Here is a 26,219-nt window from a genome sequence, read left to right on the forward strand (position 1 = left end):
ACTTGTTGAAGGTTTCCCAAAGCGAGTGACGCCATGGACAAGGAGACGCTGCAGTTCTACCGCGGCAACGCCGAAGCCTATGCCCGGCGCGAGATCACCTCGCGCCAGGCTCGGCTGACAGCCTTGCTGGCCCGGCTAGCGCCGGGCGCTTCCATCCTCGAACTCGGATGCGGTGCCGGCGGCGACACGCTGAAATGCTGGCGCGCGGCTTTGCTGTTCGCGCGACAGATGGATCGCCGGAAATGGCCGATGTCGCGTCGCGCCGCCTTGGACGTCGCGTCGAGACGCTGTTGTTTGAGGACCTCGACGAGATCGAGGCCTACGACGCCGTCTGGGCCAATGCCTGCCTCCTTCACGTGCCCAGGCCTGAACTGGCGAATGTTCTTGCGCGGATCTTGCGTGCCTTGAAGCCGGCCGGTCATTTCTACGCCAACTACAAGGCCGGCGAGGTTGCCGGTCGCGACACGCTGAACCGCTATTACAACTATCCTTCCCCGGACTGGCTCCGGGCAACCTACGCTGAAGCGGGCAGCTGGAATGGGTTGTCGATCGAAACCGGCGACGTCATCGGGTTCGACGACAAGACGGCATCGATGTTGTTTGTCGTCGCCCAGAAGAACGGCTGACGGCACCCTGGCAGCATTCCGAGGTCGACCGCGCCGAGCCGATCCCCCGAATTATGCTGTGAGCTTGGAGCGCCCTGTGCGCTCAGAACACCTTGAAGATCGCCAGCGCCAGCACGGCCTGCGCGAGGAAGCCGACGGTGAAGGCGAGGGTTCGGAACACGGGAAGCCCCAGCGTGTAGACGAGCAGATGGGCGACGCGGGCCCAGAAATAGACGGCGCAGGCAAGCACCGTCCATTTCGTGGAATAGTCGATCGCGTTCAGGATCAGGACCAGCGGCGCGAAGATCACGAGGTTCTCGACCGCGTTGTCATGCGCGAACATCAGCCTGTTCGCCCACTCGGCGTGCGGCTTGTCGCCGCGCGAGGGATTGGCCATGGCGCCGCTGAGACCGCGAACCTGGCAGCGGTTGATGATGTAGGGGACCCAGAGGATGCCGGTCAGGATCACCGTCAGTGTCAGCCAGAACAATTCGCGCGTCATGGTCCGGTCCTCTCTGTCGTCGCTGTGCCGGAAGCGAGCTTATACAAGCGCGAAAGATTCCGCTACGCGCGAACCCTGACATAGCTGCCCGGCGCGTCCTCGATCGGAGGGAGTGCGTCGCTGCCGATTGCCCGCGCCGGGACTTCCTCCGGATCGAGCCCGCCCAGCCATTCGCGCCAGTCCGGCCACCACGAGCCCTTGTGCTCCACCGCGCCCTTCATCCACTCGGCGATGCTGACGTCCTTGACGTTGTCGTTGGTCCAGTACTGGTACTTGTTCGAGGCGGGCGGATTGACCACGCCGGCGATGTGGCCAGAGCCCGATAGCACATACTTCACAGGCCCGCCGAAGAACTGCGAGCCGTACAGCACCGATTCCGCCGGCGCGATGTGGTCCTCTCGGGTGGCGAGATTGTAGACGGGCACCTTGACCTTGGAGAGATCCAGCAGCGTGTTGTCGAGCACCATCGTGCCCGTCGACAACCGGTTCTCCAGATAGCAGTTGCGCAAGTAATAGGAGTGGTTCGACGCCGTCATGCGCGTCGCATCCGAATTCCAGTGCAGCAGGTCGAACGCGCTTGGCTGCTGGCCCTTCAAATAGTTGCTGACGACGTAGGACCAGATCAGGTCGTTGGAGCGCAGCATGTTGAACGCCATCGCCATCTTCGAGCCTTCGAGCACGCCGGCCGCCTTCATGTCCTGCTCGAGAGCGGCGATCTGCTCTTCGTCGACGAACACGAGGAGATCACCGGCATGGGTGAAATCGACCTGTGCCGCGAAGAACGTAGCGGACGACACGCGCTGGCGGCGCTTCTCGGCGAGCCAGGCCAGCGTGGTCGCGAGCATCGTGCCGCCGACGCAATAGCCGGCGGTGTGCACCTTCATCTCGCCGGTGACCTTCTCGATCACGTCCATCGCCTTGAGCGGGCCTTCCTTCATGTAGTCTTCCCAGCTCTTGTTGCCGAGCCGCTTGTCGGGATTGACCCATGAGATCACGAACACGGTGATGCCCTGGTCGACGCACCACTTGATGTAGGATTTCTCCGGCTTGAGATCGAGGATGTAGAACTTGTTGATCCAGGGCGGCACGATCAGGAGCGGAGTGCGCAGCACCTTCTCCGTGGTCGGCGAGTACTGGATGAGCTGCATCATCTCGTTCTGGTAGATCACCTTGCCCGGTGTCGTCGCCATGTTGACGCCGACGACGAGATTGTCCGGGTTGGACTGGCGGATCTTCAGCATGCCTTTGCCGGCTGCGATGTCCTCGGCCAGCATCTTCAGGCCGCGCGCGAGATTCTCGCCGCTGCTCGCCACCGTCTCGCGCAGCACTTCCGGATTGGTCAGGACGAAGTTCGAGGGCGACAGCGCGTTGGTGACCTGCTGGACGTAGAACTCCGCCTTGCGGCGGGTGTGCGGATCGAGGCCGTCGGCGTCGCGCACCAGCTCCTGCGCCCATTTGGTGGTGAGCAGATAGAGCTGCATCACGAAATCGAAGAACTGGTTCGACTTCCATTCCGGATCGGCAAAGCGCTTGTCGCGCGGCGAGGGCGTGATCGCGGGCGCGGCGTCCTGGCCGCTCATGCGGCGCACCGCCGAGCCCCAGAGGTCGAGATAATCCTTGGCGAGCCTGGTCTGCAGGTCTGACGAGCGCGAGCTATCCGACAGCCAGTATTCGGCGACCGACGTGAACGTCTTCACGACCTCGGTGAGCTCGGCCGGCGGGCGGTCCTGCACCTCGCCGCTCTCGCGCGGCTTGAGGTAGGCGGCAAGCGCCTTGCCGCCGCTTTCCATCGCCTGCGCGACATTCATCGCGAAGGCTTCCGCATCGAACTTCGTCTCGGATTTGGGCTTGTCGGTCGTGGCGGTACTCATGAGCAGAACAGTAACGATTCATTCCGTATTCGTCACCGCGAAGCTCACATGTTTGACGTTAAACACTCTCGAAGATGTGTTGCACTGCGATAAGTTTTCTTGGTTCCGTCATAATCAAGCCGCACCGCGCGGGTTGGTGGGTTGGTGGGTTGGTGGGTTCGTGGGCCTTGGATGTTTTCTCGCTCGCACCATTTAGGGCATCAGTGGTTTGAGCTTGGGCGTGCTGTCGGGTTAACCTCCCGCAGCCGTGCGTTGGGACGAGTAGGGGAATTCCCAAGTGTTGGCGTTGAGGGACCTGCAAAAGTCGCTCCTGATCTGCGGCGCGGCGTTCGCGCTGGCTGGCTGTTCGAGTCAGCTGGCCGACTACACGCCCGCCGACGCGCAGGCCCATCCCAAGGAGCCCGGTGCCTACCTTCCGGTGCACGATCTGCCCCCGGATAGGGATCAGGCGGTCATTCCACCGGATCAGCGTGCCAAGATTGAAGCGGAGCTTGCAGCTGCGCGCGACCGCCAGTCCGTCGCCGCAAAGGACGCCAAGTAACGGCAAGTAACGGCGCTCGCGAGCGGTGCAACGTAATCGCTGGCGCCCCCGCCATGCCGTGCTAAAAGACCTCAGTTCAGCCGAGAGTCAGGGCGAACGACTTCAGCTCCCGTCGTCGAATATTGCTCCAAGTCTTTGATTTTGAGCGATTTTCGCGAAGGGAGACGAGTGTCTTCCCGAGCGGCCGTCGTGGCCTGTCGATTCTGTCCTGACCGGTTGCCCGGAGCCCAGAGAGCCATGGAAGAATTTTACCGCATCCGCCGCCTTCCGCCTTACGTGTTCGAACAGGTCAACCGGGCCAAGGCGGCCGCGCGGAATGCCGGCGCCGACATTATCGATCTCGGCATGGGCAATCCGGACCTGCCGGCACCGCCGCATGTGCTGGAGAAGCTGAAGGAGACGCTCGGCAAGCCGCGCACCGACCGCTATTCGGCCTCCCGCGGCATTCCCGGGCTGCGCAGGGCCCAGGCCGGCTACTATGACCGCCGCTTCGGCGTGAAGCTCAATCCCGACACTCAAGTCGTGGCGACGCTCGGCTCGAAGGAGGGCTTTGCCAACGTGGCGCAGGCGATCACCGCGCCGGGCGATGTCATCCTCTGTCCGAACCCGAGCTATCCGATTCACGCCTTCGGCTTTTTGATGGCGGGCGGCGTGATCCGCTCGGTGCCGTCCGAGCCGACGCCGCAGTTCTTCGAGGCGGTGGAGCGGGCGATCGTGCATTCGATCCCGAAGCCGCTGGCGCTCGTCGTCTGCTATCCTTCGAACCCGACCGCCTATGTCGCGAGCCTCGACTTCTACAAGGACCTCGTGGCGTTCGCGAAAAAGCACGAGATCCTGATTCTGTCCGATCTTGCTTACGCCGAGGTCTATTTCGACGAGAACAACCCGCCGCCCTCGGTGCTCCAGGTGCCTGGCGCGATGGATGTCACCGTCGAATTCACCTCGATGTCGAAGACCTATTCGATGGCCGGCTGGCGCATGGGCTTTGCGGTTGGCAATGAGCGCGTGATCGCAGCGCTCGCCCGGGTCAAATCCTACCTCGACTACGGCGCCTTCACGCCGGTGCAAGTCGCCGCGACCGCGGCGCTGAACGGCCCCGATGACTGCATCAAGGAGATGCGCGACACCTACCGCAAGCGCCGCGATGCGCTTGTGGAGTCGTTCGGCCGCGCCGGCTGGGAGATCCCGCCGCCGGAAGCCTCGATGTTCGCCTGGGTGCCGTTGCCGGAGGCCTTCCGTAGCGTCGGCAGCATGGAGTTCGCCACCCTGATGGTGGAGAAATCCGGCGTTGCGGTCTCGCCCGGCGTCGGCTTCGGCGAGCATGGTGAAGGATATGTCCGGATCGCCATGGTGGAAAACGAGCAACGGATCAGGCAGGCCGCGCGCGGCGTGCGCCGCTTCCTTGAAAGCGGCATCGAAACGTTGCACAACGTCGTTCCGCTCGCCAACCGGCGCTAATTCTCTCCGACAGGTTTTCTGAAGCATCATGGTCGCACCCCTGAAAGTGGGCATAGCGGGGCTCGGCACCGTGGGCGCCGAAGTTGTCCGTTTGATCGAAACCCAGGCGCGCGTGCTCGCGGGCCGCAGCGGCCGCGGCATCCGCGTCGTCGCCGTCACCGCGCGCTCGAAGGCGAAGAAGCGCGGCGTTGACCTGCGCGGCGTCGAATGGGCGAAGGATCCGATGGCGCTCGCCACGCATCCCGAGGTCGATTGCTTCGTCGAGCTGATGGGGGGGCGCCGGCGATCCCGCGCTGTCGGCGGTCGAGGCCGCGCTGAATGCCGGCAAGTCCGTCGTCACCGCCAACAAGGCGCTGCTCGCCAAGCACGGCATCAAGTTGGCAAAGGCCGCCGAAAAGCACGGCGGAGCGCTGAATTTCGAGGCAGCGGTCGGCGCCGCGATCCCCGTCATCAAAACGTTACGCGAGGGTCTCGCCGGAACCGGTATCGACCGCGTCTATGGCATCCTCAACGGCACCTGCAACTACATCCTGACCCGGATGGAACAGGAGGGCCTGTCCTTCGCCGAATGCCTCAAGGACGCGCAGCGGCTCGGCTATGCGGAGGCCAACCCGTCCTTCGACGTCGACGGCCATGATACCGCGCAGAAGCTCGCAATTCTCGCCAGCCTCGCTTTCGGCACGAAAGTTGCTCAAAGCGCGGTGTATGTCGAAGGTATCTCGTCCATCGCGACGGAGGACTTACGCGCCGCCGCCGATCTCGGTTATCGCGTCAAGCTGCTTGGCGTTGCGGTTCGCACTGCCAAGGGCATCGAGCAGCGCGTGCATCCGACCATGGTTCCAAGATCCTCCTCGATCGCGCAGGTGATGGGTGTCACCAATGCGGTCACGATCGATGGCGATGGTATTCCGCCGATCACGCTGGTCGGGCCCGGCGCCGGCGGGGCGGCGACCGCATCCGCCGTCGTCGCCGACATTGCCGACGTTGCGCGCGGCATCCGCGCCAATCCGTTCGGACGGCCGATTTCGCAGCTCCACGACACCAAGAAGGCGCCGATGGAGCGGCATGAAGGCGGTTACTACATCCGCCTATTGGCGCGCGATTTTCCGGGCACGGCGGCCGCGATCGCGACCCGGCTCGCGGAGCAGAAAATTTCGATCGAGTCGATCGTGCAGCGTCATCCTAATGGCGGCGCTGCGCCGGCGACCGGCAAGGCGGTCCCTGTGCCCGTCATCCTGATCACCTATGCCACGCATGAGGACGCCGTGCGCCGCGCGCTCGCCGCTGTGCAGCGCGACAAGGTGATCAGCGGACGGCCGCAGGTGATCAGGATCGAGAAGAACTAGGGCATGCCCCCGGAAAAGCGTGGAGCGGTTTTCCGGAAAGGTCATGCTCAAACAATGAGGCGGTTCGTTCGAACGAACCGGGGGCGTACGAATTGATGCGGGCAGAGAGTTCTGTCCCGAACTGTTTTGAAGGAGTGAGCCAATGTCGACCCATATTTCAGTCCCGCCGCACGCGTTGCTCGAGCGCATCCTCACGCTGGAGATCGTGCGAGTGACGGAGAGGGCGGCGGTGTCGTCGGCGCGGCTGCGCGGACACGGCAACGAGAAAGCGGCCGACCAGGCCGCCGTCGACGCCATGCGGCGCGAGCTCAACAAGCTGCCGATCCAGGGCACCATCGTGATCGGCGAGGGCGAGCGCGACGAGGCGCCGATGCTCTATATCGGCGAGCAGGTCGGCCTGAAGGCGGGTCCGGAAGTCGATATCGCGGTCGACCCGCTCGAGGGCACCACGCTGTGCGCCAAGAACATGCCGGGCTCGATCGCCACGATGGCGATGGCCGACGGCGGCACGCTGTTGCACGCCCCGGACGTTTACATGCAGAAGCTCGCGATCGGCCCGGGTTACGACAAGGGCGTCGTCGATCTCGACGCGTCGCCAGCCGACAACGTCCGCCGCCTCGCCAAGGCCAAGGGTGTCAAGCCGGACGGCATCACCGTTCTTGTGCTCGACCGTCCGCGTCATGCCGACATCATCTCGAGCGTGCGTTCGACCGGTGCCGCAGTGCGCCTGATCACCGACGGCGACGTCGCGGGCGTAATCCACTGCGCCGATCCCGATAATACCGGCGTCGACATGTATCTCGGCACCGGCGGCGCGCCGGAAGGCGTGCTCGCGGCCGTGGCGCTGCGCTGCATCGGCGGCCAGATGCAGTGCCGCCTGATCCTCGATTCCGACGAGAAGCGCGAGCGTGCCGCCAAGATGGGCGTCAACGATCCCAAGACGATCTACGGCATCGAGGACATGGCGCGCGGCGACTGCCTGTTCGCCGCCACCGGCGTCACCACGGGTTCGCTGCTCTCGGGCGTGAAGTTTCGCAAGGACGGCGTGATCGAGACCGAGACGGTGGTGATGCGCTCTGTCACCGGCACCGTGCGCTACATCAAGGCCGAGCACCGCGAGCTGGCGAAGTTCCACCTGGATTGACGACGTAATAAACAACTGCCGTCATTCCGGGGCGCGACAAAGTCGCGAGCCCGGAATCCATAACCATGAGCCGGGGTTATGGATTCCGGGCCTGGCCCTACGGGCCATCCCGGAATGACGAGCATAGAGGGAAGCGCACATGTCCGATCTCACCACCGTCAAAGCCCTGGTGTTCGACGTGTTCGGCACAGTCGTCGACTGGCGCACCAGCCTGATCACCGACTTCATGTGGTGGAGCAGGGGCCGCGGTATCAGTGCCGACTGGACCGCCCTGGTCGACGGCTGGCGCGGCATGTACGTCGCCTCGATGGACGACGTGCGCAAGCATCCCGAGCACGGCTATGTGATGCTCGACGATCTGCACCGCCGCTCGCTGGAAAAGCTGGTCGAGAAGTTTGCGATCAAGGGTCTGACCGAAGCCGACCTCGACTACCTCACCAAGGGCTGGCACCGTCTGAATCCCTGGCCCGACAGCGTTGCCGGCCTGACGCGGCTGAAATCCAAATTCGTGATTTCGCCGCTGTCGAACGGTAACGTCGCGCTGCTCACCAACATGGCGAAGTTTGCCGGTCTCCCCTGGGACCTCGTGATGTCGGCCGAGCTGTTCGAGCACTACAAGCCCGATCCCGAGACCTATCTCGGCGCCGCGCGCCTGCTCGGCCTCAAGCCGGAGCAGGTGATGATGGTCGCTGCCCACAATGGCGACCTCGCAGCCGCGCAGAAGAACGGGCTGAAGACCGCGTTCGTGGCAAGGCCGACCGAATATGGACCGCATCAGAAGGTCGATTTCGAGGCCACCGGCAACTGGGACATCGTCGCGAAGGATTTTGGCGGGATCGCCGACAAGCTCGGCTGCTCGTAGTCAGATCATCGCGGCGTTTGCGCGCCGCCGCCCCCGCGCTGGTCCCTGGCCGCCTGCCAGACGGCAGTGAGCAACGCAGGAACAATGCGGTGCGCGGGGCATCGATTCCAGGTGCTGGCAAAGAAGGCGAAGCCCGGATCGGCGGGGCGTTGCCGGCGGGCACGCTCCAGCATCATCACCACCAGCGTCCGTGAACGGAGCCGGATCGTGCCGATACAGCCTTGATCCTGCACCTCGCGGACCACGCGCGCCGGCGCGCGCAAGGTTTGCGCCGACGCTACCTCTGGCGCGATCGTCGCCAGACTTCCGCCGTCGCCCGCCATCGTGCGCATCAAGTCGATAGACCGTACGATATTGTCCATTGCGAGCGCGGTTGCGTGCGCGCAAGCCATGCTGCGGCGCGACAACTTCTCGATCCGATCGAGCGCGGCCTCCAGCGCGCCGCTTCGCCTGATCCAGGCGGCTCGCAGCGGTCCGGCCGACAACCAGGCCTGCAACGTGCGCGCAGCTCTGTAAGAGTCTTCGGTTGCGGCATAGTCGGGAAAGAAGAGGCGGCCCACGGCCTGCTGGACGATGATGCCCATGTTGCGATCCGTGGGGGCGCCGGCGACGTAACCGCCGAGCTCGGCGATCTCAGGCGCAATCCGCTGCAACAACGGCTCGACGTCCGAAAGCGCGGCCTCGAGCGCCGCCTGATGCGTCGCGCGTGACAGGTCGCGGCGGTCGCGGAACGCCGGCCAGATGTCTCCATCGGGGCTGCGGAAAACCGCGAGCTTTCCAGCGATCGAGCTGTTCAAGAGGCCGCCGCGGCCGGACAGCGGACGCGTAACCATGCTTGCATCGTTGATGCTGAGCACCTCGTTCGGCTGCCAGACGATGATGAGACGTACGAGGCCCGGAATGTTTATGGTGACGGCCACGGCTCAGCCTCGAAGAACGTTCCAGGGGGCAAAGCTGTTGTCGACGCCTTCGAGCGCCGGACCCAGTTGCGGCACGTGCCGCAACAGCACCGATTTCATGCCGTTGTTGCGGATCCAGTCCAGGCCGAAGTCAGTGTAGACCTCCACCCGGTAGTCGTCGGTGAAGAAGCGGTCGCTCTTGAGACGCCGCGATGCCATCAGGATGAAGATGCGGAAGGCGGTATCGCTGAAGCCGAAGCCCTTCGGCAGGTCCTCCGCCAACAGCCCGACCAGCAGATCAACACGGTCGACGTTGTTCTTGTAGATCGTGCGCATCTTGTCCGCCGCACCAGGAATGCTGGTGATTTCCTCGAATGTCTCGACGCGTTTCTTGCCGACCAGCTCGCGGAAGCGATTGTAGCGCGGCACGCCGCGCTCGCGGTCGCGCATGATATCGATTGCGGCCATGTCGAGCAGCGGCTGGCCGTCCTTTCTGAACTGACGAAGGAAGTTGGGAAAATTGTGGAGGCGAATCGCGCCGGGATGAGCGGTGCCGAAGGAGTACAGCAGGTTGACGAAGCCGTGCGTCTGCATGAACGTGCGGGACGCGGCTCCCTGCATATTGACCAACTCACAGCGCTCGATTTTTGCCGTGTCGAGCTGTCGCACATCCATCTCGTCCGGGACGAGCGGGTGCAGGCGGTAGACTGCGGTGAACTCCTCGGTGAGGGCGTAGGGAGCGCTATGCTGGTCCGTGGGCGAGCCAAGGATGCCATAGGCCGCCTCGCTGTCTTTGCCGAGCACCGCGCGAGCCACCCGCGACGGTATCCCTGGCCAATCGGGTATCCCCGACCAATTGGCGTGCATGCCAAAGTCCAGCGCCGGATGGGCAAGAATGCCCGGGGTCCATTCGACGGTATGGATCTTGGCGATCAGGGCCGCATTGATCAGGCGCGCGCGCTGGAACAGCTCTTCGTCATCCCAGGCCGGATAGCGCGCCTTCAGGGCGTCGCAGATGACGTTGTGCTCGCGTACGAAGAGATTGTGCAGCAGGCTCAGCCCGATCCACCAATTGTCGTTGAAGCCGGTGAGATCGGCGCCCCGGTGCTCTGGATCGGCTGGAATCATCCCGTCGCCGCCGACTCTGATCTTCCCGTCCACCATGGAGCGGAGCTGCATCTGCCTTGCGCGACTGCTGCCGTAGATCTGGCCGGCGTCCCACCAATGTGAGTTGAAGTTGCGAAATGTCGGGGTCGCACCGAGCCACGGATCACGCGCTGTCTGGTCGCGAACTGTACGACGGATTTGCATGCAGCCGTTGACTTGCTCGGGCCAATCATGGCCCTGCGGCAGCGGGATATTGAACTCGTTTCCCGGCTCGGGAATCCCATGGCTGAACCAGTTGTGCGTTTCGAACTGGATCCACGCAGCGGCCAACAGATTGAGGCTGGTCGCGGGAATAAAGGTCTCGCGCGCCAACAATGTCTCCGAGATCAGGCGTGGGCTCGGCTCGAGCAGATCGTCTTCGCTGTCCGGCACGCATTCCGGCAGGGGAAAGTTGCGCCCGAACCGGGAGCCCGCCATGCCCATGTGCGGATGATCAAGGCTGTTGAACGAGCCATCGGCGGAACGCCACCGTTCATTGCCGGCGCTCCAGCCCGCCGATGTCCCGATGCCGTAACCGGTATGGTAGAGGTTGTATTCTCGGAGCCGGTTGCGGAAGACCGAAAGATTGACTGCCCCAAGCAGGGTCGGCAGGCGATCCCACCTTACAAAGAAGTTAATGACCCGATAGACAACATTGAGGATTTCGTCGAGCACGCGACGATGGAAGACAAAGCCATCGTTCTCACGCGACATGTGCACTCCGAGAAGTAATTCGTCTGAAAAACAATTCGGGCGGCAACCAGTAAATGTAGTCTGATAGCACTAAACTGTCTGTTTGCCAACGCGTCTTGCGGGCGCGCCAGGTCTCGATGACCGATCCGTTGCTGCAACCATGGGTTGGCGCTAATTTGAGCAGCGTCATCGTCGGGCCGACCGGAGAAAGGGCCTCGAAACGCCTTGTCACGGGAGCCTCGGCCACCGGCTGAAGCATCGGAAGTCGCGTCGGGACCTCCGTGCGATCTCGCAAACTGCAGCTTCTGCGGCGTCAGGGCCGGTCAATTTGCCCTGTCGGTTAAGCGGATGCTCGGATAGGATGTAGTGAAGCCCGGAGGTACAATAGCCTTGGGGTGCAATCGGAGATACAGCGGAATTCGCGAGAGCGGGGTCAAGCTGTGCGGTAGCGAGCTTCAACCTCATGAGAACCACGCCGACAGCGACGTCGGCAAGACTGGAAAGCCATCTTAGTTGCGTGTTTCGCCGTCAAAAGGGGGTGACGCAGATGGATAACATGGTTCGGAATTACGATGGCGGGATCACGAGCTCTCCCGCGCGACTTGTGTCTCCGAGTACCGTTCCCGAGATTCAGTCGATCCTGACGGATGCCGTCCAATACCCTGGTCCTGTCAGGGCGAAGGGCAGCTTTCACTCCCTGACACCCTGCGTATCCTCGGACGGGACCATCATCGACATGTCCCGCATGAACCGGATCCTCAAGATCGATCCGCACGACATGACGTTCACCGCGGAGGCGGGGCTTCAATTCATAGCCGCATCGCGGGTGCTAAAGGCGCTGAACCTCCAGTTTATGACCAACATCGAGATCGGAAACATGACTCTCGGTGCCGCGGCCTGCTGCCATACCAAGGATGGCCTGGATGGTGGCGAGTTCGGGCAGGTCGGTTCGTACATCACAGCGATGAAATGGGTGACGCCCAGCGGCCAGCTCGCCGAGGCGTCGGAGGCTAATAACCCCGCTCTCATGTATCTCATGCGTTCGAGTTATGGCCTGTGCGGGATCGTTTACGAGGTGACCTTCCGCATCAAGCCGCTGGAGGTGATTCATTTCAAATATCTGCCGCGCCCGATCGGAGATCTGACCGAGAAGGAGGTGGATGAGATTATCGATGCATCACGTGGCTTGATCTGCTGGACGGTCGGTCGAAAGGCTCACTTCCAGACGCGGCACCCTGCTGACCGGGTCGGACCGTTTGGATCGCTATTCGCCGCAAGTCGGCGCAAGCTTTGGAATTTTGGCGAAGCCCGCGTCGGCAGGTTCATTGACAGCAGCATCCCGACCAAGCCCCTCAGGGAGGCATCACTCGATACCTGGTTCGTCGGCAACAGGCTGCTGATGTCGTATTTGCACCTGGTTGGCGGAGCGACATTGTACAATCCAGACAAGACGATCGATTACAGCGAGACGCGGCCCTCAGCGAGATATGCCTTCACATTCTGGGCATTTCCGCGTGCTGCGTGGCTGAAGGTGCTGCGTGACTACGTCGACTTCAGCGAAAAGTATTTTAGGGATCATGACTTCCGCTGCAACATGGCGCTTGGCTCATACTTCATTCGGAAGGACGAGCATTCCATGCTGTCCTACTCGCATGACGGAGACGTATTTTCCGTCGACCCCATTCACGCCTATACGGATAGACCAGCGTGGGATGGGTTTTTGAAGGAGTTCAACGAATTTGCGAGCAAGAGGGGCGGCATTCCCTTGCTGAACCAGAGCCCTTTCATCACCAAGAGCCATGTTGAAGCGGCGTACGGGACGAGATGGATCAATTTCTCCGCGCAAGTTAGACAAGCAGATCCGCAGGGGCGGATGCTGAATCCTTTCTTTGCCGATCTGCTGAGCCCGTAAGGACTGGTCCGAACGTCGAACGAGGAGTGGCATGCCGGCATAACTGCGTCCGGCACGATTGAGACAGAGGGACTGACGCAATTACTCGCGTAACGCGACGTGGACTTCTTTCAAGGGAATGGCCAATCTCCGCCACGCTCGGGAAAAAGGCAGCGGAGCCAAGTAGAACCGCCAAGTAGAATTGCTAAGTCGAATTGCCAAGTCGAATTGCTAAGTCGAATTGCGAAGTCGAACCGCGGAATTTGGGTGATGGACGCGCCTCACGACAGAGCAACTGAACGCCGGCAGGTCACGGTTCTGTTCTGTGACGTCGTCGATTCAACCGGTCTCTCCGAACGCTGTGACATAGAGGAGCTGAGAGAGATACTGCTGGAATTCCAGGCGGTCAGCTCGCAATGCATCTGCAATTCCGGAGGCAGCGTCGTCAACTACATCGGCGACGGCATTCGTGCGGAGTTTGGCTATCCGCTCACCTCGGAGAACGAGGCCGTGAGCGCAGTCCGCGCCGGCCTGGTGTTGTTGCGGGCAATTCACGAGCTCAGTGAGCGCGCCGCGCTGGCTATCAAGGAGCCGCTTCGCGTTCGGATCGGTGTGCATACGGGCGTGGCGGTGATCGGCAAGGCTGGGCCGGGCCATGTGCACGATGCGACGGAGATCGTCGGCGACACGCCCAACATCGCATTCCGATTGCTGGAAATGGGCGAACCCAACTCGCTCGTGATCAGCGGCGAGACGAAGCGCCTGCTACGCGGCAGATTCGCCTTGCGCCCGCTCGGTATGTGTTCGCTCAAGGGACTGTCGCGGAAGGTCGAGGTCTTTCTCGTCTTGGGAGAGGTATCGGAGGATGACGCTGGGCATCGTGCACGCCACCGCAATGCCTTGCCTCTGGTCGACAGGGTCACCGAGATGGGCCAGTTGCTGCAAGCATGGGACCTCGCGCAGACTGGGCGGGGACATACGGTGGAGATCACCGGGGAGCCCGGGATTGGAAAATCGCGCCTTGCGCTGGAACTGATCGAAAAGGCGGGGTTGCCGGACGACCTGATCCTGGCCATCCACGCTTCCGCCTCGCACCAGAACACGCCGCTATATCCGATCATCAGAACCATCGAGCAGCGCGCAGGTATTCGCAAGGATGAAGACGCCCAGGCCAATTTGGCGCGTCTGCGTGAATTCGTCGCCGCGACCTCCGGCACCGACGAAGAGCAGTTTGTGCTGATCGGTCAAATGCTCGGTCTGCCGGTGCCGGCGGCATCGAGCCCGCCAATCCCCGATGCGCAGGAACGGCGTCGGAAGACACGCGACGCAGCCGTGCAGCTGTTGACGTCGCAGGCCCGTGGCGATGCCGGTCTCATTCTGGTCGAGGATTTTCACTGGGCCGATCCGTCGACCGTCGAGATTGTCGAGCGAATTGCCGGCCAGATCGATAATGCACGGATTCTTCTGCTGGTGACGAGCCGCGCGACGGTCCTCGGCAACGTGTCGCCGATGATCCAGCGTATCGTGCTGCAACGTCTGGACGACGAGCACTGCCGTGATCTCGCCGGTTCCGTCGTCCGCGACCAGCAATTGCCTGGTCGATTGATCCAGCAGATTGTTGCGCGATCGGACGGGGTGCCGTTGTTCGTGGAGGAGCTGGCGGCGGCCGCCCTCGAGACCGGGCAAGTCGATCCGGGTGCCGGTACAGTCGGCACCAGTGGACCCGCAGAAGTACCATCGGCACTCTACGATCCCCTGATGCTGCGACTCGAACGGCTCGGAAATGCCAGGGCGATCGCTCAGCTCGCGTCGGTGATTGGCCGAAGTTTTTCGCATCGGCTTCTCGCAGCTGTTGCGACGGAGCCTCACGACGTCCTTGACGACGCCCTGGAGCGACTGCGCGCGTCCGGCCTGATAGGGCTGGAGCGCGGCGACGACGAAAAGGTCTACTCCTTCAAGCATGCCCTGGTGAGGGACGTCGCCTACTATTCGCTTCTCAAGCGGCAGAGGCGGGAGCTTCACGACCGTGTTGCTGAGCAGATCGAGCTCCATCTGCCCGAGATCGTGCAGACGGAGCCCGGCTACGTCGCACAGCATCTGTCGGAGGCCGGGCGGACGTCGCGAGCGGCGCGGATGTGGCTCAAGGCTGCAAAACAGGCGGCCGAGCGTTCGGCAAATCTGGAGACGATCGCCGAGCTCAACATGGCGCGCGAGGAGATCAAGAAGCTTCCTGTCGGGCTTGAACGGGACAATTTGGAGCTGAATGCCCAGATTGCGCTGATCGGGCCGACAATCGCGCTCGGGGGATTCGGCGCCGACGCGGTCGCGGACGTCAGCAGCCGCGCCATCGAGCTCTGCCGGGCCCTGGACAACGATCCGCGCATCTTCCCGGCGCTGTACGCGCGGTGGTCGCACCTGCGCGTTGCAAGCGACGTACGGGAAGCCGGCGCGCTGGCGCGGGACTTCTTGACGCTGGCCGAAGAGAAAGGAACGAGGGCCGATCGGATGGTCGGCCATCGGCTACTTGGCACCTCGCTGCTCGACGGGGAGACCGAGCAGGCGTGCATCCACCTCGACCAGGCGGTCAAGCTATACGATGCAGACGCTGACCGGGAAACGGCCGTGACATACGGCACCGACGTGCAGATCACGAGCCTGTCCAACCTGTGCATCTGCTGCTGGTTGGTGGGCCGGGTAAGCGAAGCGATCGCTCACGCACGCGAGGCGCTGGGGCATGCGCAGCGATTGTCACATGCGCATACCCTCGGCTACGCGTGTGCTCACGTCTGCATGCTGTACACGCTGGAGCGGGATGTGGAGACGGTTCGGGGGCTCGCACAGCGCACACTCGAGGGGGCCATCAAGAGGGAGCTGCCGCTGTGGATTTCGGTAGCGCGGACCTTTCTCGGTTGGTCCGACGTCGAATCCGGCCGCCTGTCGGAGGGCATCGACATGCTGGAGCAGCAGCGCGAGTTCTTGCAAACGGCGCACCTTGTCTACTGGTTGCCGACCTACCTGTGCTGGCTTGCGGAGGCCTATGTCCGTTCCGACAAGCTGACGGACGCGCGGCGCTGTCTCGATGAGGTGCGCAGCGTCTTCGGACGGGGTGGCAACTATTGGTACGAGGCCGAATGCTATCGTATCGAAGGGCGGCTTGCCGCACATGCGGAGATCAATGACGCCGCGCTTGCAGAGAAGAACTTTGAGCAAGCCATCGCGCTTGCCGGCCGGCGTGGCCAGCGCGGATTTGGCTTGCGCGCGGCGGTGGGGCTTGCCGACCTTGTCGGCGCCAAAGGCCAGACGGAGCGGGCACTCACGCTCTTGCAGCGCGAATTGCAGTTCTTCGCCAATCAGCCTGACGGTCGGGATCGCTCGGATGCCAGGAAGCTGCTCCAATCGCTACAGGGAAGCGCGGCCAGCTGAGACTTGGCATCACTGTCAGTCCAGGGATTCCACACCCCTAAAGAGCGGAAGGCTGCTTGCTGAGATCGCGTTCGCAGCCTTGCCAAAGCGAGCGCCGGGTAAATGGTCCGGGCGACACGCATCGCTCGGACCGGATCTGGCAGACTACAACGTCATCTGCATTGGTTCGGCATAGTAGCGGAATCCGTCGCCGACCTTGGCGACATGACCGTAGCCCGGCCAGGCGAAGTGGTACGACATCACCGGCGTCTTGTTCGCCGCGAGCATTGTGAGCAACTTGACGCGCGATTCAGCCGCCTGCGTCGGGTCGGTGTCGTAGGAGAATTCCATGCGTGGCCGTTCGAGCAGCAGCACGGAATGGTGCGAGAGGTCGCCGAGGAATGCAAAGGACTTGCCGGCCGACGAGACCATGAAGATGGTGTGACCGACTGTATGACCGGGGGGCGGCGATCGCCTGAACTCCGGGCAGGAATTCCTGGCCGTCCTTGAAGAACACGATCCGGTCGCGGACCGGCAGAAGGTTCTTGCGGGCGTGAACGACGAAGTCCTTTGCCGGGCTGCCAAGCTTGCCTTCATCGGTCCAGAAGTCGAAATCGGTCTGGGAGATGTAGATTTGCGCGTTCGGAAACAGCGGCTTGTCGTTGGCGTCCACGATGCCGCCGATGTGGTCGATATGAGCATGCGAGCAGACCACGGCATCGATGTCCTCCGGCTTGATGCCGGCTTCAGCCATGCTCTTCTGTTGCCGGCCGGTGGTGGGCCCGAACGCCTTGGAGGTGCCCATGCCGGTATCGAACAGGATGAGTTTGTCGCCGGCGTTCACGATCGGCGAGTTCTGCTCGAGCACGACATTGTCCGGGGAGAGGAAATTGTCGGCGAGCATCTTCTTCACTTCCTCCTTGGGAACGCCGGTGAAGGTGCCGGAGGGATCACCAAGGGGCAGGGGCCCGTCGGACACGACGGTCACTTCGGCATCGCCGAGAACGAAGCGATGCCAGTAGGGAGTCTGGGTGCCGAGCTTGGGAGCGCGTGCCATCGCGCTGCTGCCGAGCATTGCGCTGGCGCCAAGGCCGGCGCCGAGTGCGAGCAGGGATCGACGTGAGACATTGAGTGTCATTCGTTTCCTCCACTATTTCCCTTGAGTTGCGCGGCTTTGTCGCGCGTTACGTTCGGCCCGAGGCCGGCGGCGGGATGCTGCTCCGGTTCAGACTAGCTAGCAAGTGGAATTAGACTGGAAATGAACGCTTAAATTGAATTCGTCGTTCTGCGCTGCGGAATGATCTCTATCGGACAGCTGACAGACAGAGCTGCGCCGCCGCCTCGGTATTCTAGGCCGCTGTGCGGAACTGTTCGGCGTGAAACTGCGCGACGCTGTCCTTCGGAAAGTCGAGCAGGAAGCCGGAGAGCCGGGCCAGGGTCGTCTCCGCCGCGCCGTCCTGTACGATCGACGTAAAAATCTCGTCCCAGCGCTTGCACATTGCAATGTCCGCCTCGTTTGTAAGCGTGAGTTCGCCGCGCAGCTCGCTGACTTCGATCGCTTCGGCAAATCCCTTGGGCGTGATGCTGTCGACGCTGCGGAACAGGAACGCATGGCCGGCGCGTGCGCGCACGGCGGCGCTCACGAGCACGCGCGTGCCATAGTTCTTGTTGAGGCCCTCCAGCCGCGATGCCAGATTGATGGTGGCGCCGAGCGCCGTGTAGTTCATCCGGTCGCTCGAGCCGATATTGCCGACCACGGCGTCACCGACATGCAGGCCGAAGCGCGTGTCGTAATCCGGCCATGCCTCGCGCTGGAATTCCCTGTTGAGCGCATCGTTCGCCGCAAGGCATGCGAGAACGGCGCGGCAGGCATTGACGGTATGGTCGGGATCATCCGCCGGCGCGTTCCAGAACGCCATCACCGCATCGCCGATATATTTGTCGATCGTGCCGTGATGCCGCATGATCTCGTCCGACAGCGCCGCGAAGTAGCGCGAGGTGTAGATCATCACCTGCGACGGATCGGCCCGCTCGGTCTTGGCGGTGAAGTCAGCGACATCTGTGAACAGCACCGTCACCTCGCGTCGCGAACCGCCGAGGCTGAGGGACGAACCGGTTTCGATCAGCTGCCGCACGATCTGGCGCGGAATGAAGCTTGCGAAGCTGCGCACCACGCTGCGCATGGTGAACACCGAGCGACCGAGCTCGTCGATCTCGGCAAAGATCGAATGGATGCGCGGCTGCTCCGCGATCTGGAACCGCTGGATCTCGTCTGTCTGCCTGGCGAGATTGCGCAGCGGCTTCGCCATGAGAGATCCCAGCCAGAATGCGAACGGGAGTGTGCCGCCGACGAAAGCGAGGGCGAGCGCAAACAGCACGCGACGCTCGCGGATGATATGGGCGTAGAACTCATCGAGCGGCGCGATGATCGCCAACCGGACATTGGCCGAGCCGGTCGTCGCCAGCTGATGCATGGCCGCGACATAGGTTCGCCCCGAGTCGTCCGCAAAGAATTGCTGGGTCGGTCCGCCCTCTTGCCAGGAGCGAACGATCGGCTCGAAGCCGGGCCATTTCAGTGCGCTGATTGGCGGAAGATTGTCGTGGCGCCCTGGCATCCCGTCTACCAGACGGCTCATCTCCGGATGGGCGACGATTTGCCCGGAATCGTTGAACAGGAAAGCGATGCCGGACTCTCCGAGCTTCTGCTGCGTCAGCATGTCCTCGAACCGGCTCAACAGCACGTCGCCTGCGACGACACCCTGCCGCCCTTCCTTCAGCGGTGTTCGCAGGGTGTAGCCAGGCTCTTTGGTCGCATAGAAGATGTAGGGGCCGGTGAGCAGCGTCTTGTCATTCTTGAATGCCTCGACATACCAGGGCCTGGTCCTCGGATCGTAATTGTCGGGACCAGCCGCTTCGGCGACCACGATGAGAGTCTCCGAGAGAAAACGGGTGACCGGCTTGGCGCCGGTCGTTCGCGATATCACGACGAGCCGGAAGGCCGCGTCCTGATTGACATTCAGACCCACCCTGAAGCCAGGCTTGGCGCGGTCGATCACGTCCATCTCGATGAACGAGCCGTCCTCGTAGCCGACATAGAGATTGAAGAGCTGCGGGTTGTTGCGCAGCATCGCGGCCATCAAGCTGTAGAGTCTCGAATTGTCTGCGATGTCGGCCTCCTGGATCGGGGGCAGGGCGGACAGAATGTTGAGGTTGTCGCGGATGTTCTTGAAGTGCTCGTCGACATGGTCGGCGCCGAGCTGGGCGACCTTCTCGCTGAAGCCGCTGGCCGCCGCGCGCGTGATGGCCGTCACGCGCTCGAAGCTAAGATAGACCAGCGCGAGGCCGACAACCAGCACGACGGCCACGAACACCGCGATGATCGATGTCTGGAAGCCGATGCGAAATACGCGCTTGCTGGTCCTGTCTCCGGTCATTGGGGCTGCGTGACGCCTCCTTCAGTACTTTCGAACGATGGGTTTTGTCGCGGCCGGCGTGGGCGCCGCCGATGAGACCGAGAAGGTCGTCCAGGTCGACCAGCTGTTCGGCCGATTCTCGACCTCGAGGTCCTTGTATCCCCGGAGGTTCAGATAACCCTGGTAGCCGTCGGACATCGGGATCATGAAGCTGATCTGCGGGCCAATGCCGACCGCCTGTCCCCGGAAGCCGCCGAGCTTGGCGCCGGGACCGCTGTCGTCGGTGATCTGCTGGAAGAAATAACCGGCGATGCCGACATGGACGTTCTTGCTGACGACCTGCAAGGCGGCCCAGTCGACATGGAAATCGATGCCGTTCTGGTACTGCAGGGCTGCGTTCATGAAATTGTAGGTGAGTCCGCCGACGATCGAGAATTCGTGGCCGCTCTTCGGGTCGAGATAGGTGTAGCCGGCGCCGGCGTCGATCGCGGGGAAGCCGAAGCTCAAATTCGCGAGCCGGCTGGAATCATAGGTGCCGCTCGGGATGTTGCCGGTGATGTAGACCATCTCGTTGTGGACGCCCTGATTCCATTTCAGCGTGCCCTGGTAGAACACATCGGTCAGCGTCGTGCGGTTGTCCGTGGCGCCGCCCGAGATGGTATTGCCGCGGGGGCCAGTCAGCGTCGCATCGATGCCGACACCGATGTTGCCGGGGGCGGTGATCAGCGTGAAGGCGGCCTGGCCGCCGAGCACAGGCATCGCCGAAGTGTAGGTGATGCCCTGAACGAGCACATCGGCATGTGCATTGAGGCCGGCGGTCACCGAGCCGGGTATGCCGCCACTGGTGACGAAGTTCTGCCCTCGGCCGGCATTCTCCTGCAGGTGGATGTAGATCGTCGAATAGGCCCACCCCGGCGTCACTGGCACGGCGGCGAGGCTGCCGAAGATGCCCGGAAGCCAGAAGCTGACACCGCCGGAGTCGGCGAGGGCTGGCTGCGCGACGAGGCCAGTCAACGCCAATGCGGTTGCGATCCCGGCCTTCCGAAAATGTCGCGTCATGTCACCTCCTTAGTCCAATCATGTTTTCCACCCGGACGGGGTCACGCCTGTCATTCAAAGCCCGTCGTCGTGGTCTCGCTATTTCGTGATGCCCCCGATCGTGGTAGCGAAGCGCTCGACGTCCGGCAACTTCCAGCTGTGGTCGAACAGCGGCTTTTCCGGTCCGTAGAGTCGGAACAGCAGCTCGAATTTGCGCGTGGGGTCGGTGGGCACCCAATTGGCTTCCTTGCCCTCTGGCGCCTTCGGGCCAAAATAGACATCGACCGAGCCGTCGGCGTTCTTCTGGATGCCCGGGCTGATCGAGGCGCGGCTCGCGCTCGGCATGTTGCGCACCAGCGCGTGGGTCTCGCGGTCGTAGACGGTGACGGACCAGTAATTGCGGACCGGCGCGTTGGCCGGCACGGATAAGCGATAGGTGACGCTGCCCTCGAACGGCCGGCCGTCCTTGTCCTTGTTGGCCATCAGGTAGTACTGCGCTGTGCCCAGCCGCTTGATGCCGGTGAAGCCGAGCGTGTAGGTGACGCCGCGCGCATCGACTGGATAATTGTCGGGATCGGCATATCCACCCTGTGCCGCCTTCACCATTTCGGCCATCGCCGCCGGGAACCAGTGAATGCCCGGGTTGAGGACTGGAAAGCCGGCATCATAGGGCTGCGACAACAGCGCGTGCGCCTCCTGCGCGGCATCGTCCAGGATCGCGACGGTCGTCTGATCCGGATTGAATGCCTTGCCCTTCTCGATGCCGATCGATCGAAGCTGGTCGATCATCGCGCGATCGCGATCGAGCCAGGGTTCGTTCTGCACGACGCGGTCGAGGCTTCGATAGAAATTGACGTCATACGGAATTGTGGAGTCGAACAGGACGTCATAGGCGTCCGTAAAACTGGTCGGCGGCGGGTTCTGCGCCTGCCCAAGCGGATAGAGCTTGATCTGCTTGCCATAAGCCACCGACTTCGCGACATCGGCATCGGTATGGCTGGCAAGATTGGACCGCAGCAACGCAAAGCCGCTGAACGTGTCCGACTGGAGCGGAATGTAGCCTGCGGGCACCTCGCCCCTGTAGCCGGGCGGCAGGATCAGGTACTTGCCGCCCTGGCCGTTGTCGGCGCCTTCGGGGCCGGCGTCCTCCAGCGGCATCTGCCAGGCCGTGACGATGTTGCCGGCGATCGAGCCGCCTTGCGCCGGTGGGATCTCCAGCACCATCGGCCCGTCCTTCACATTCCAGAACGACATGAAGTAGATCGAATCCGGATTGGGCGTCAGCGTCTGGTTCTTCCAATTTGCCGGCTTCGACCAGTAGACGATCTCGTTGACCTTGGCCTTGGTGCTCCCAAGCATTGCCTGAAGCATCAAATCGGTGTTGACCGCGGGCATCGCCCAGATCATCGCCTCGACAGCACGGCGCTGGATATTGCGCGCGGCGAGGTCATCCGGCGATGGGCCTTGCGCCTGCGCGCTTGCAGTCATCAGCAAGGCAACAATGGTCGCAATTGCTCTTCTCATGATAGCCTCCAACATTCGCAGTCAGCTTGCTGGCTGCAGCTCGGGAAACTTCCACTTTCCGTTCAAAATCTCGGCACGCGGCCGGTACAGGCGGACGGTGTAGTTCCAGCCCTTGGTAATCGGCAGACAATTCGGAATCTTGCCGTCGCAGCCGCCAAACTGGATGGCGATCGAACCGTCGTTGCTCTTTTTCGCTGTAATATTGTTGATCGAGTAGGCGTTTGCCGCATTCTTCTCGAAATACCCTTCAGCGTTGTACACGCTGATGGACCAGAATGCTTCGACCGGGACGTTGTTGACCGTGACCTTGTAGACGGTCGAGCCGTCATTCTTGGTCGGGGTGACGTTGAGATAAGTTGCGTCCTTGTCAGCGTTACCGCCCCAGGCTGCAGCAGTTCCGATCAGGTGCCGAATCGGATCGACCTCACCCTTTGTACCGAACGCTCGTTTGAAATCCGGAATGGTCGACGCGAGAACCAACAGTGCATCACGTACCTTTTTTTGGCTGGCCGGGTCCCAATTCGGCACGTTGAACTTGCCGACGTCTTTTTGGCTGACTTTGATTGCGTCCTGCAGAGCGTGAACCTTCTTTAAATCCTCCGCGTCGGTCGGATCGACCAGCGTGCGGATACCGACGATCAGATAGCGCGTCCCGATGTTCTCGCGCGTGAACGTGTGCGGCTTGGTGCCGTAAGACGTCGTGGCGTAGTGATCCTCGCTGATTGCTTGCATCGACATGAAGCGCTTGCCGGCGTCGGGGAGGGTGATTGTCACAGGTCCTGCATCGAGATCGAACACGGCCGACGAATAGAGCGTATCGCGGTTGAGGCGGATCACGGACTGTCTATCGATGGAGGCAGGCTCGCGCCGATGGGACAGCTTTCCAAGGCCGCCCTCTTTTTCGAGATTGGACGCATAGAGATCGGACTCGGCGCGCACAAAATTGTCGACGGTTACGGGCACCGGCGATTGGGCGAAGGCCGAAGATATCGCGAGCAGGGAGATCGAAATCATCAAGGCGATTTGCTTCATGGCTTTGGGCACTTCCTTCAGAACGGGTTGACGTAGTTCAGAATCGCGAGCTGGCGCAGGATCACGCGACGCACGAGATGGGTCGGCTTGACGTGATCGGTGTCGATCGCGGCCGTGCCGACACTGCCGGCCGGCAGGCGCCTGGTGAACTCGGCATCGTCGAGCTTCACGCGGACGATGAACGGCGCGGCCTCGATCGCTTTCGGCAGCACGGCTGTGCCCGATGTCTGTGTTTGTCCGGTCGCAATCGCCTGGAGCACGCTCTCGACCTTGCCGGAGAAAATCTGTCCGGGCGCAAACTTGAAGGTCGCCTCGACCTCCTGGCCGGGGGCAACAAAGCGCGCATCGATCTGGTTGATCTCGACGCCGATGATGGTGTTGGAGGTGTCGATGAAAGCCATCACCGGCGACACCGGCAGGTTGGCGACGCGCGCGCCCTTGCGCAGCGCGAGGTTTGTGACGTAGCCGTCAGCAGGCGCGCGCACGACTGTCTTGTCGAGATTCCATTGGGCTGACTCGAGCTGGCCCGAGAGCTGGTCGACCTCGGACTGGCGCTGCTCGACATCAAAGCCGCGTCCAGCGTCCCGTTCATAGAGCTGCGTCAGCTCGCCGAGGCGCGTCTTGGCGAGCTTGAACTGCGCGTCGATCGCCTTGACCTGGGCGGCGTAGGGTGTGGGGTCGATCTTGAACAGGACATCGCCGGACCTGAGCGGTACATTGGCAACGACGGGGACATCAGTCACTTCGCCGGCGACGTTGGGCACGATGGAGACCGCGTTGCGCACCACCAGCGCGTTGCCCTGCGGCGCGCCCCATCCCATCGGGATCAGCAGCCCGAATAGCAGCAGCACCGGGACGATCGCGGGCGACGCCTTCCAGAACAGGTTGAAGCTCACGATCTTGAAGTGCACGAGGAGGAACAGCAGAGCCAGATAGGTGTTGAAGATCGCGGCGCCCATCACGCATCTCCTGCTTTCCGTGCGGGCACGTCGAGATAGGCCCAGATGAAGGCGATTGGCCACAGCGCGAAGCCGAAGAAGAGCGTGATCCAGCCGGCGACGGTCACAGCTTGCGCATGGGGATGGTTGCGCGATTTCGCGATGTGTCCGGGCAGCCAGCCGGCGATGCAGACCACACCGATCGCACTGGCGAGCAGGATCACCAGCACGATCGACGCAAAGATGTCGTAACCGCTCATGACGATCGCCTCGCCTTCATGTCAGCACCGCCATCATTGGCAATAGTCCCAGAAGCCCTGCGTCCGGGATGGATCGGTGTAGTACCAGCACATGCCGGGTGAGGGCGGGCTACCCGCCCAGGCCGCAGCCGTCGCCGCGGTCACGAAGCCGATCGCCGCACCGGCCGCGATCGCACCGCCTGCGGGCCAGCGGTACCAGCCGGGCCGGGCCCATCCGCCGCGTCCGGCGACGGCCGTCGTGGATCGAACCGCAACATTGCCGCGCGGTCCCCTCACGACCGTGCCACCGCGATAGGCGGCACCGCGAGGACCAACCACGGCCCCACCACGATGAACGACCGCGCCGCCGCGGGGACCGACCACGGCACCGCCGCGGCGCCCGGCGGCGCGGACCTCGATGAGGTCGGGGGGTGTCGCGGCGTCATGCTGGATCGCGGCGGGTTGAAGCGGGGCCGCCGATACCGGCACTGGCGATGACGATATGCCGGTCGCCAGCATCAGAATGCAGCTTGCCAGTCGTGCCACGTGCGTATGATCAGACATTGGCGTACCTCTCCTGTTGCTCTTCTGCGTATTGCCCTTCAGGTCCTTCACCGGTTCGGTCTGCGGCACCCCAGTCATTGCGGCGCTCCCGTGCTGCCGTGTTCGAACGCGAACACCGTCTTCCAGTCCTTGGCCATGTCGACGACGGTCCAGCCGCGTTGCACCGCCTCGTCCCAGGCTTTGTCGAGCTTTCCGATTCTGGAGTGGCGGTCGTAGGCGTATTCGCGGGCTGCATCGGTGTGATGGACAATGCCGAGGAAGCGCGCGCCGGGGCCAGCGGCGGTCCATTGCAGCATCTGGAGGTCGCCGTCGGAGTTGCCGAAGGCGAGGATCGGCCGGCGGCCGATGAAGCGGTTGATGCCGGACGGTTTACCGGGGCCGTCGTCGATGAACGCGACCTTCGGCAGCTTCATGAGCACCGGCCGGCCGTCGGCGCCGATCTTGAATTGCGTCACGTCGGACGAGCCGACCACCTGCTCCGGGGGGATGCCGTAGGCCTTCTCGGTCCATACCCGCATGAATTCGACACCGCCGCCGGAGACGATGAAGGTCTTGAAGCCGTTTGCGCGCAAATAGGCGAGCAGCTCCAGCATCGGCTGATAGATGAGCTCGTTGTAAGGACGGTTGAACCGCGGGTGTTTGGCCTGCGCGAGCCAGTCGCCAACCGATTTTGCGTAAGCTTCCGTGGTCATGCCGCTGTACGACACCGCGAGCAGCGCGAGCAACCCTTTTTCGCCCTGCGCCGCGAGCGCGGCTTTGTCGTTCGCAAGAAATGCCTTGAACGGCTGTTGCCGCTTCCATTCGGGATGATGCGGCGCCTTCGCCTTGACCTCGTCGAGCCCGAACGCCGCCTGGAAGTAGATCGGCTGCTCGCACCAGAGCGTCCCGTCATTGTCGAACACGGCGATGCGCTCGGCAGGCGCAACGAAGTCCGGTCCGCCGTCGCGCGTGACGCGCGCGACGAAATCGGCAATTGCCGATTTCGCCGCGCCGTCGTTCCAGGATGGCAAGGGATCGGCCGGCTGCGCCACCGCAGCGGAGATCGCGGCCAAACATGCAAGCAGCAGAGCACCGAGCCGTGCCATCATGGCATCGTTCCTTCTGTTCCTCG

The 26,219-nt window shown here is 62.7% G+C and carries 18 protein-coding genes and 3 pseudogenes; 8 read left to right on the top strand and 13 right to left on the bottom strand.

What is annotated here, in order from left to right; genetic code table 11:
• The first annotated feature begins 33 nt into the window (after positions 1–33).
• Positions 34–626, top strand: a pseudogene (locus AC630_RS27310) (class I SAM-dependent methyltransferase).
• Positions 627–708: 82 nt separating this feature from the next.
• On the opposite strand, the gene AC630_RS27315 reads toward AC630_RS27310, so the two are convergent.
• Both AC630_RS27315 and AC630_RS27320 read right to left on the bottom strand, forming a co-directional pair.
• On the bottom strand, positions 709–1,107 hold the full coding sequence (locus tag AC630_RS27315) for an MAPEG family protein (RefSeq protein ID WP_074121566.1): 399 nt from the start codon (positions 1,105–1,107) through the stop codon (positions 709–711).
• A 62-nt stretch (positions 1,108–1,169) separates the two neighbouring features.
• On the bottom strand, positions 1,170–2,978 hold the full coding sequence (locus AC630_RS27320) for a PHA/PHB synthase family protein (RefSeq protein WP_074121567.1): 1,809 nt from the start codon (positions 2,976–2,978) through the stop codon (positions 1,170–1,172).
• Between the two features lie 277 nt (positions 2,979–3,255).
• On the opposite strand from AC630_RS27320, the gene AC630_RS27325 reads away from it, so the two are divergent.
• The 5 genes and pseudogenes from AC630_RS27325 (at position 3,256) to AC630_RS27345 (ending at position 8,329) form a co-directional block, all read left to right on the top strand.
• Positions 3,256–3,519, top strand: coding sequence for a hypothetical protein (locus AC630_RS27325; protein WP_074121568.1), 264 nt, complete (start codon positions 3,256–3,258; stop codon positions 3,517–3,519).
• 237 nt (positions 3,520–3,756) lie between these two features.
• Positions 3,757–4,977: an LL-diaminopimelate aminotransferase gene (locus tag AC630_RS27330; protein ID WP_074121569.1), complete on the top strand. Its 1,221-nt coding sequence runs from the start codon at positions 3,757–3,759 to the stop codon at positions 4,975–4,977.
• Between the two features lie 28 nt (positions 4,978–5,005).
• Positions 5,006–6,323 (top strand): annotated as a pseudogene (locus AC630_RS27335) (homoserine dehydrogenase).
• A gap of 142 nt (positions 6,324–6,465) precedes the next feature.
• Positions 6,466–7,467, top strand: coding sequence for a class II fructose-bisphosphatase (gene glpX / locus AC630_RS27340; protein WP_074121570.1), 1,002 nt, complete (start codon positions 6,466–6,468; stop codon positions 7,465–7,467).
• Between the two features lie 139 nt (positions 7,468–7,606).
• Positions 7,607–8,329 (top strand): haloacid dehalogenase type II, encoded by a 723-nt coding sequence (locus AC630_RS27345; RefSeq protein WP_074121571.1) that lies wholly within the window; start codon positions 7,607–7,609, stop codon positions 8,327–8,329.
• A 5-nt stretch (positions 8,330–8,334) separates the two neighbouring features.
• On the opposite strand, the gene AC630_RS27350 is transcribed toward AC630_RS27345, so the two are convergent.
• Positions 8,335–9,249 carry a hypothetical protein gene (locus tag AC630_RS27350; RefSeq protein ID WP_074121572.1) on the bottom strand — a complete coding sequence of 305 codons (915 nt, stop codon included), beginning with the start codon at positions 9,247–9,249 and terminating at the stop codon, positions 8,335–8,337.
• 3 nt (positions 9,250–9,252) lie between these two features.
• The gene (locus AC630_RS27355) at positions 9,253–11,088 is read right to left on the bottom strand and encodes a peroxidase family protein (protein ID WP_074121573.1); all 1,836 of its coding nucleotides are present in this window, start codon (positions 11,086–11,088) and stop codon (positions 9,253–9,255) included.
• Positions 11,089–11,614: 526 nt separating this feature from the next.
• Here AC630_RS27355 and AC630_RS27360 point away from each other — a divergent pair.
• Positions 11,615–12,979: an FAD-binding protein gene (locus AC630_RS27360; RefSeq protein WP_167561293.1), complete on the top strand. Its 1,365-nt coding sequence runs from the start codon at positions 11,615–11,617 to the stop codon at positions 12,977–12,979.
• A 99-nt stretch (positions 12,980–13,078) separates the two neighbouring features.
• The gene (locus tag AC630_RS27365) at positions 13,079–16,381 is read left to right on the top strand and encodes an ATP-binding protein (protein ID WP_143198357.1); all 3,303 of its coding nucleotides are present in this window, start codon (positions 13,079–13,081) and stop codon (positions 16,379–16,381) included.
• A 144-nt stretch (positions 16,382–16,525) separates the two neighbouring features.
• Here AC630_RS27365 and AC630_RS27370 read toward each other — a convergent pair.
• From AC630_RS27370 to AC630_RS27410, 9 genes and pseudogenes are all read right to left on the bottom strand, one after another.
• Positions 16,526–17,498 (bottom strand): annotated as a pseudogene (locus AC630_RS27370) (MBL fold metallo-hydrolase).
• A gap of 211 nt (positions 17,499–17,709) precedes the next feature.
• Complete coding sequence (locus AC630_RS27375; protein ID WP_074121576.1) at positions 17,710–19,794, bottom strand: adenylate/guanylate cyclase domain-containing protein; 2,085 nt, start codon at positions 19,792–19,794, stop codon at positions 17,710–17,712.
• A gap of 21 nt (positions 19,795–19,815) precedes the next feature.
• The gene (locus AC630_RS27380) at positions 19,816–20,832 is read right to left on the bottom strand and encodes a SphA family protein (RefSeq protein ID WP_074121577.1); all 1,017 of its coding nucleotides are present in this window, start codon (positions 20,830–20,832) and stop codon (positions 19,816–19,818) included.
• 78 nt (positions 20,833–20,910) lie between these two features.
• Positions 20,911–22,335, bottom strand: coding sequence for a DUF1254 domain-containing protein (locus tag AC630_RS27385; protein WP_074121578.1), 1,425 nt, complete (start codon positions 22,333–22,335; stop codon positions 20,911–20,913).
• Positions 22,336–22,356: 21 nt separating this feature from the next.
• Complete coding sequence (locus tag AC630_RS27390) at positions 22,357–23,367, bottom strand: DUF1254 domain-containing protein (RefSeq protein WP_074121579.1); 1,011 nt, start codon at positions 23,365–23,367, stop codon at positions 22,357–22,359.
• Positions 23,368–23,384: 17 nt separating this feature from the next.
• Complete coding sequence (locus tag AC630_RS27395; RefSeq protein ID WP_074121580.1) at positions 23,385–24,326, bottom strand: HlyD family secretion protein; 942 nt, start codon at positions 24,324–24,326, stop codon at positions 23,385–23,387.
• The gene (locus tag AC630_RS27400; RefSeq protein ID WP_074121581.1) at positions 24,326–24,565 is read right to left on the bottom strand and encodes a DUF3302 domain-containing protein; all 240 of its coding nucleotides are present in this window, start codon (positions 24,563–24,565) and stop codon (positions 24,326–24,328) included. The genes AC630_RS27395 and AC630_RS27400 overlap by 1 nt, the downstream gene beginning before the upstream one ends.
• A gap of 33 nt (positions 24,566–24,598) precedes the next feature.
• Complete coding sequence (locus tag AC630_RS44315; protein ID WP_502691538.1) at positions 24,599–25,186, bottom strand: hypothetical protein; 588 nt, start codon at positions 25,184–25,186, stop codon at positions 24,599–24,601.
• Entirely contained in the window at positions 25,183–26,196 is a 1,014-nt protein-coding gene (locus tag AC630_RS27410; RefSeq protein WP_074121582.1) for an HAD family hydrolase, read from the bottom strand. The genes AC630_RS44315 and AC630_RS27410 overlap by 4 nt, the downstream gene beginning before the upstream one ends.
• Positions 26,197–26,219 lie beyond the last annotated feature (23 nt).

It is taken from the genome of Bradyrhizobium sp. AS23.2 (assembly GCF_001908185.1).
Lineage (GTDB): Bacteria > Pseudomonadota > Alphaproteobacteria > Rhizobiales > Xanthobacteraceae > Bradyrhizobium.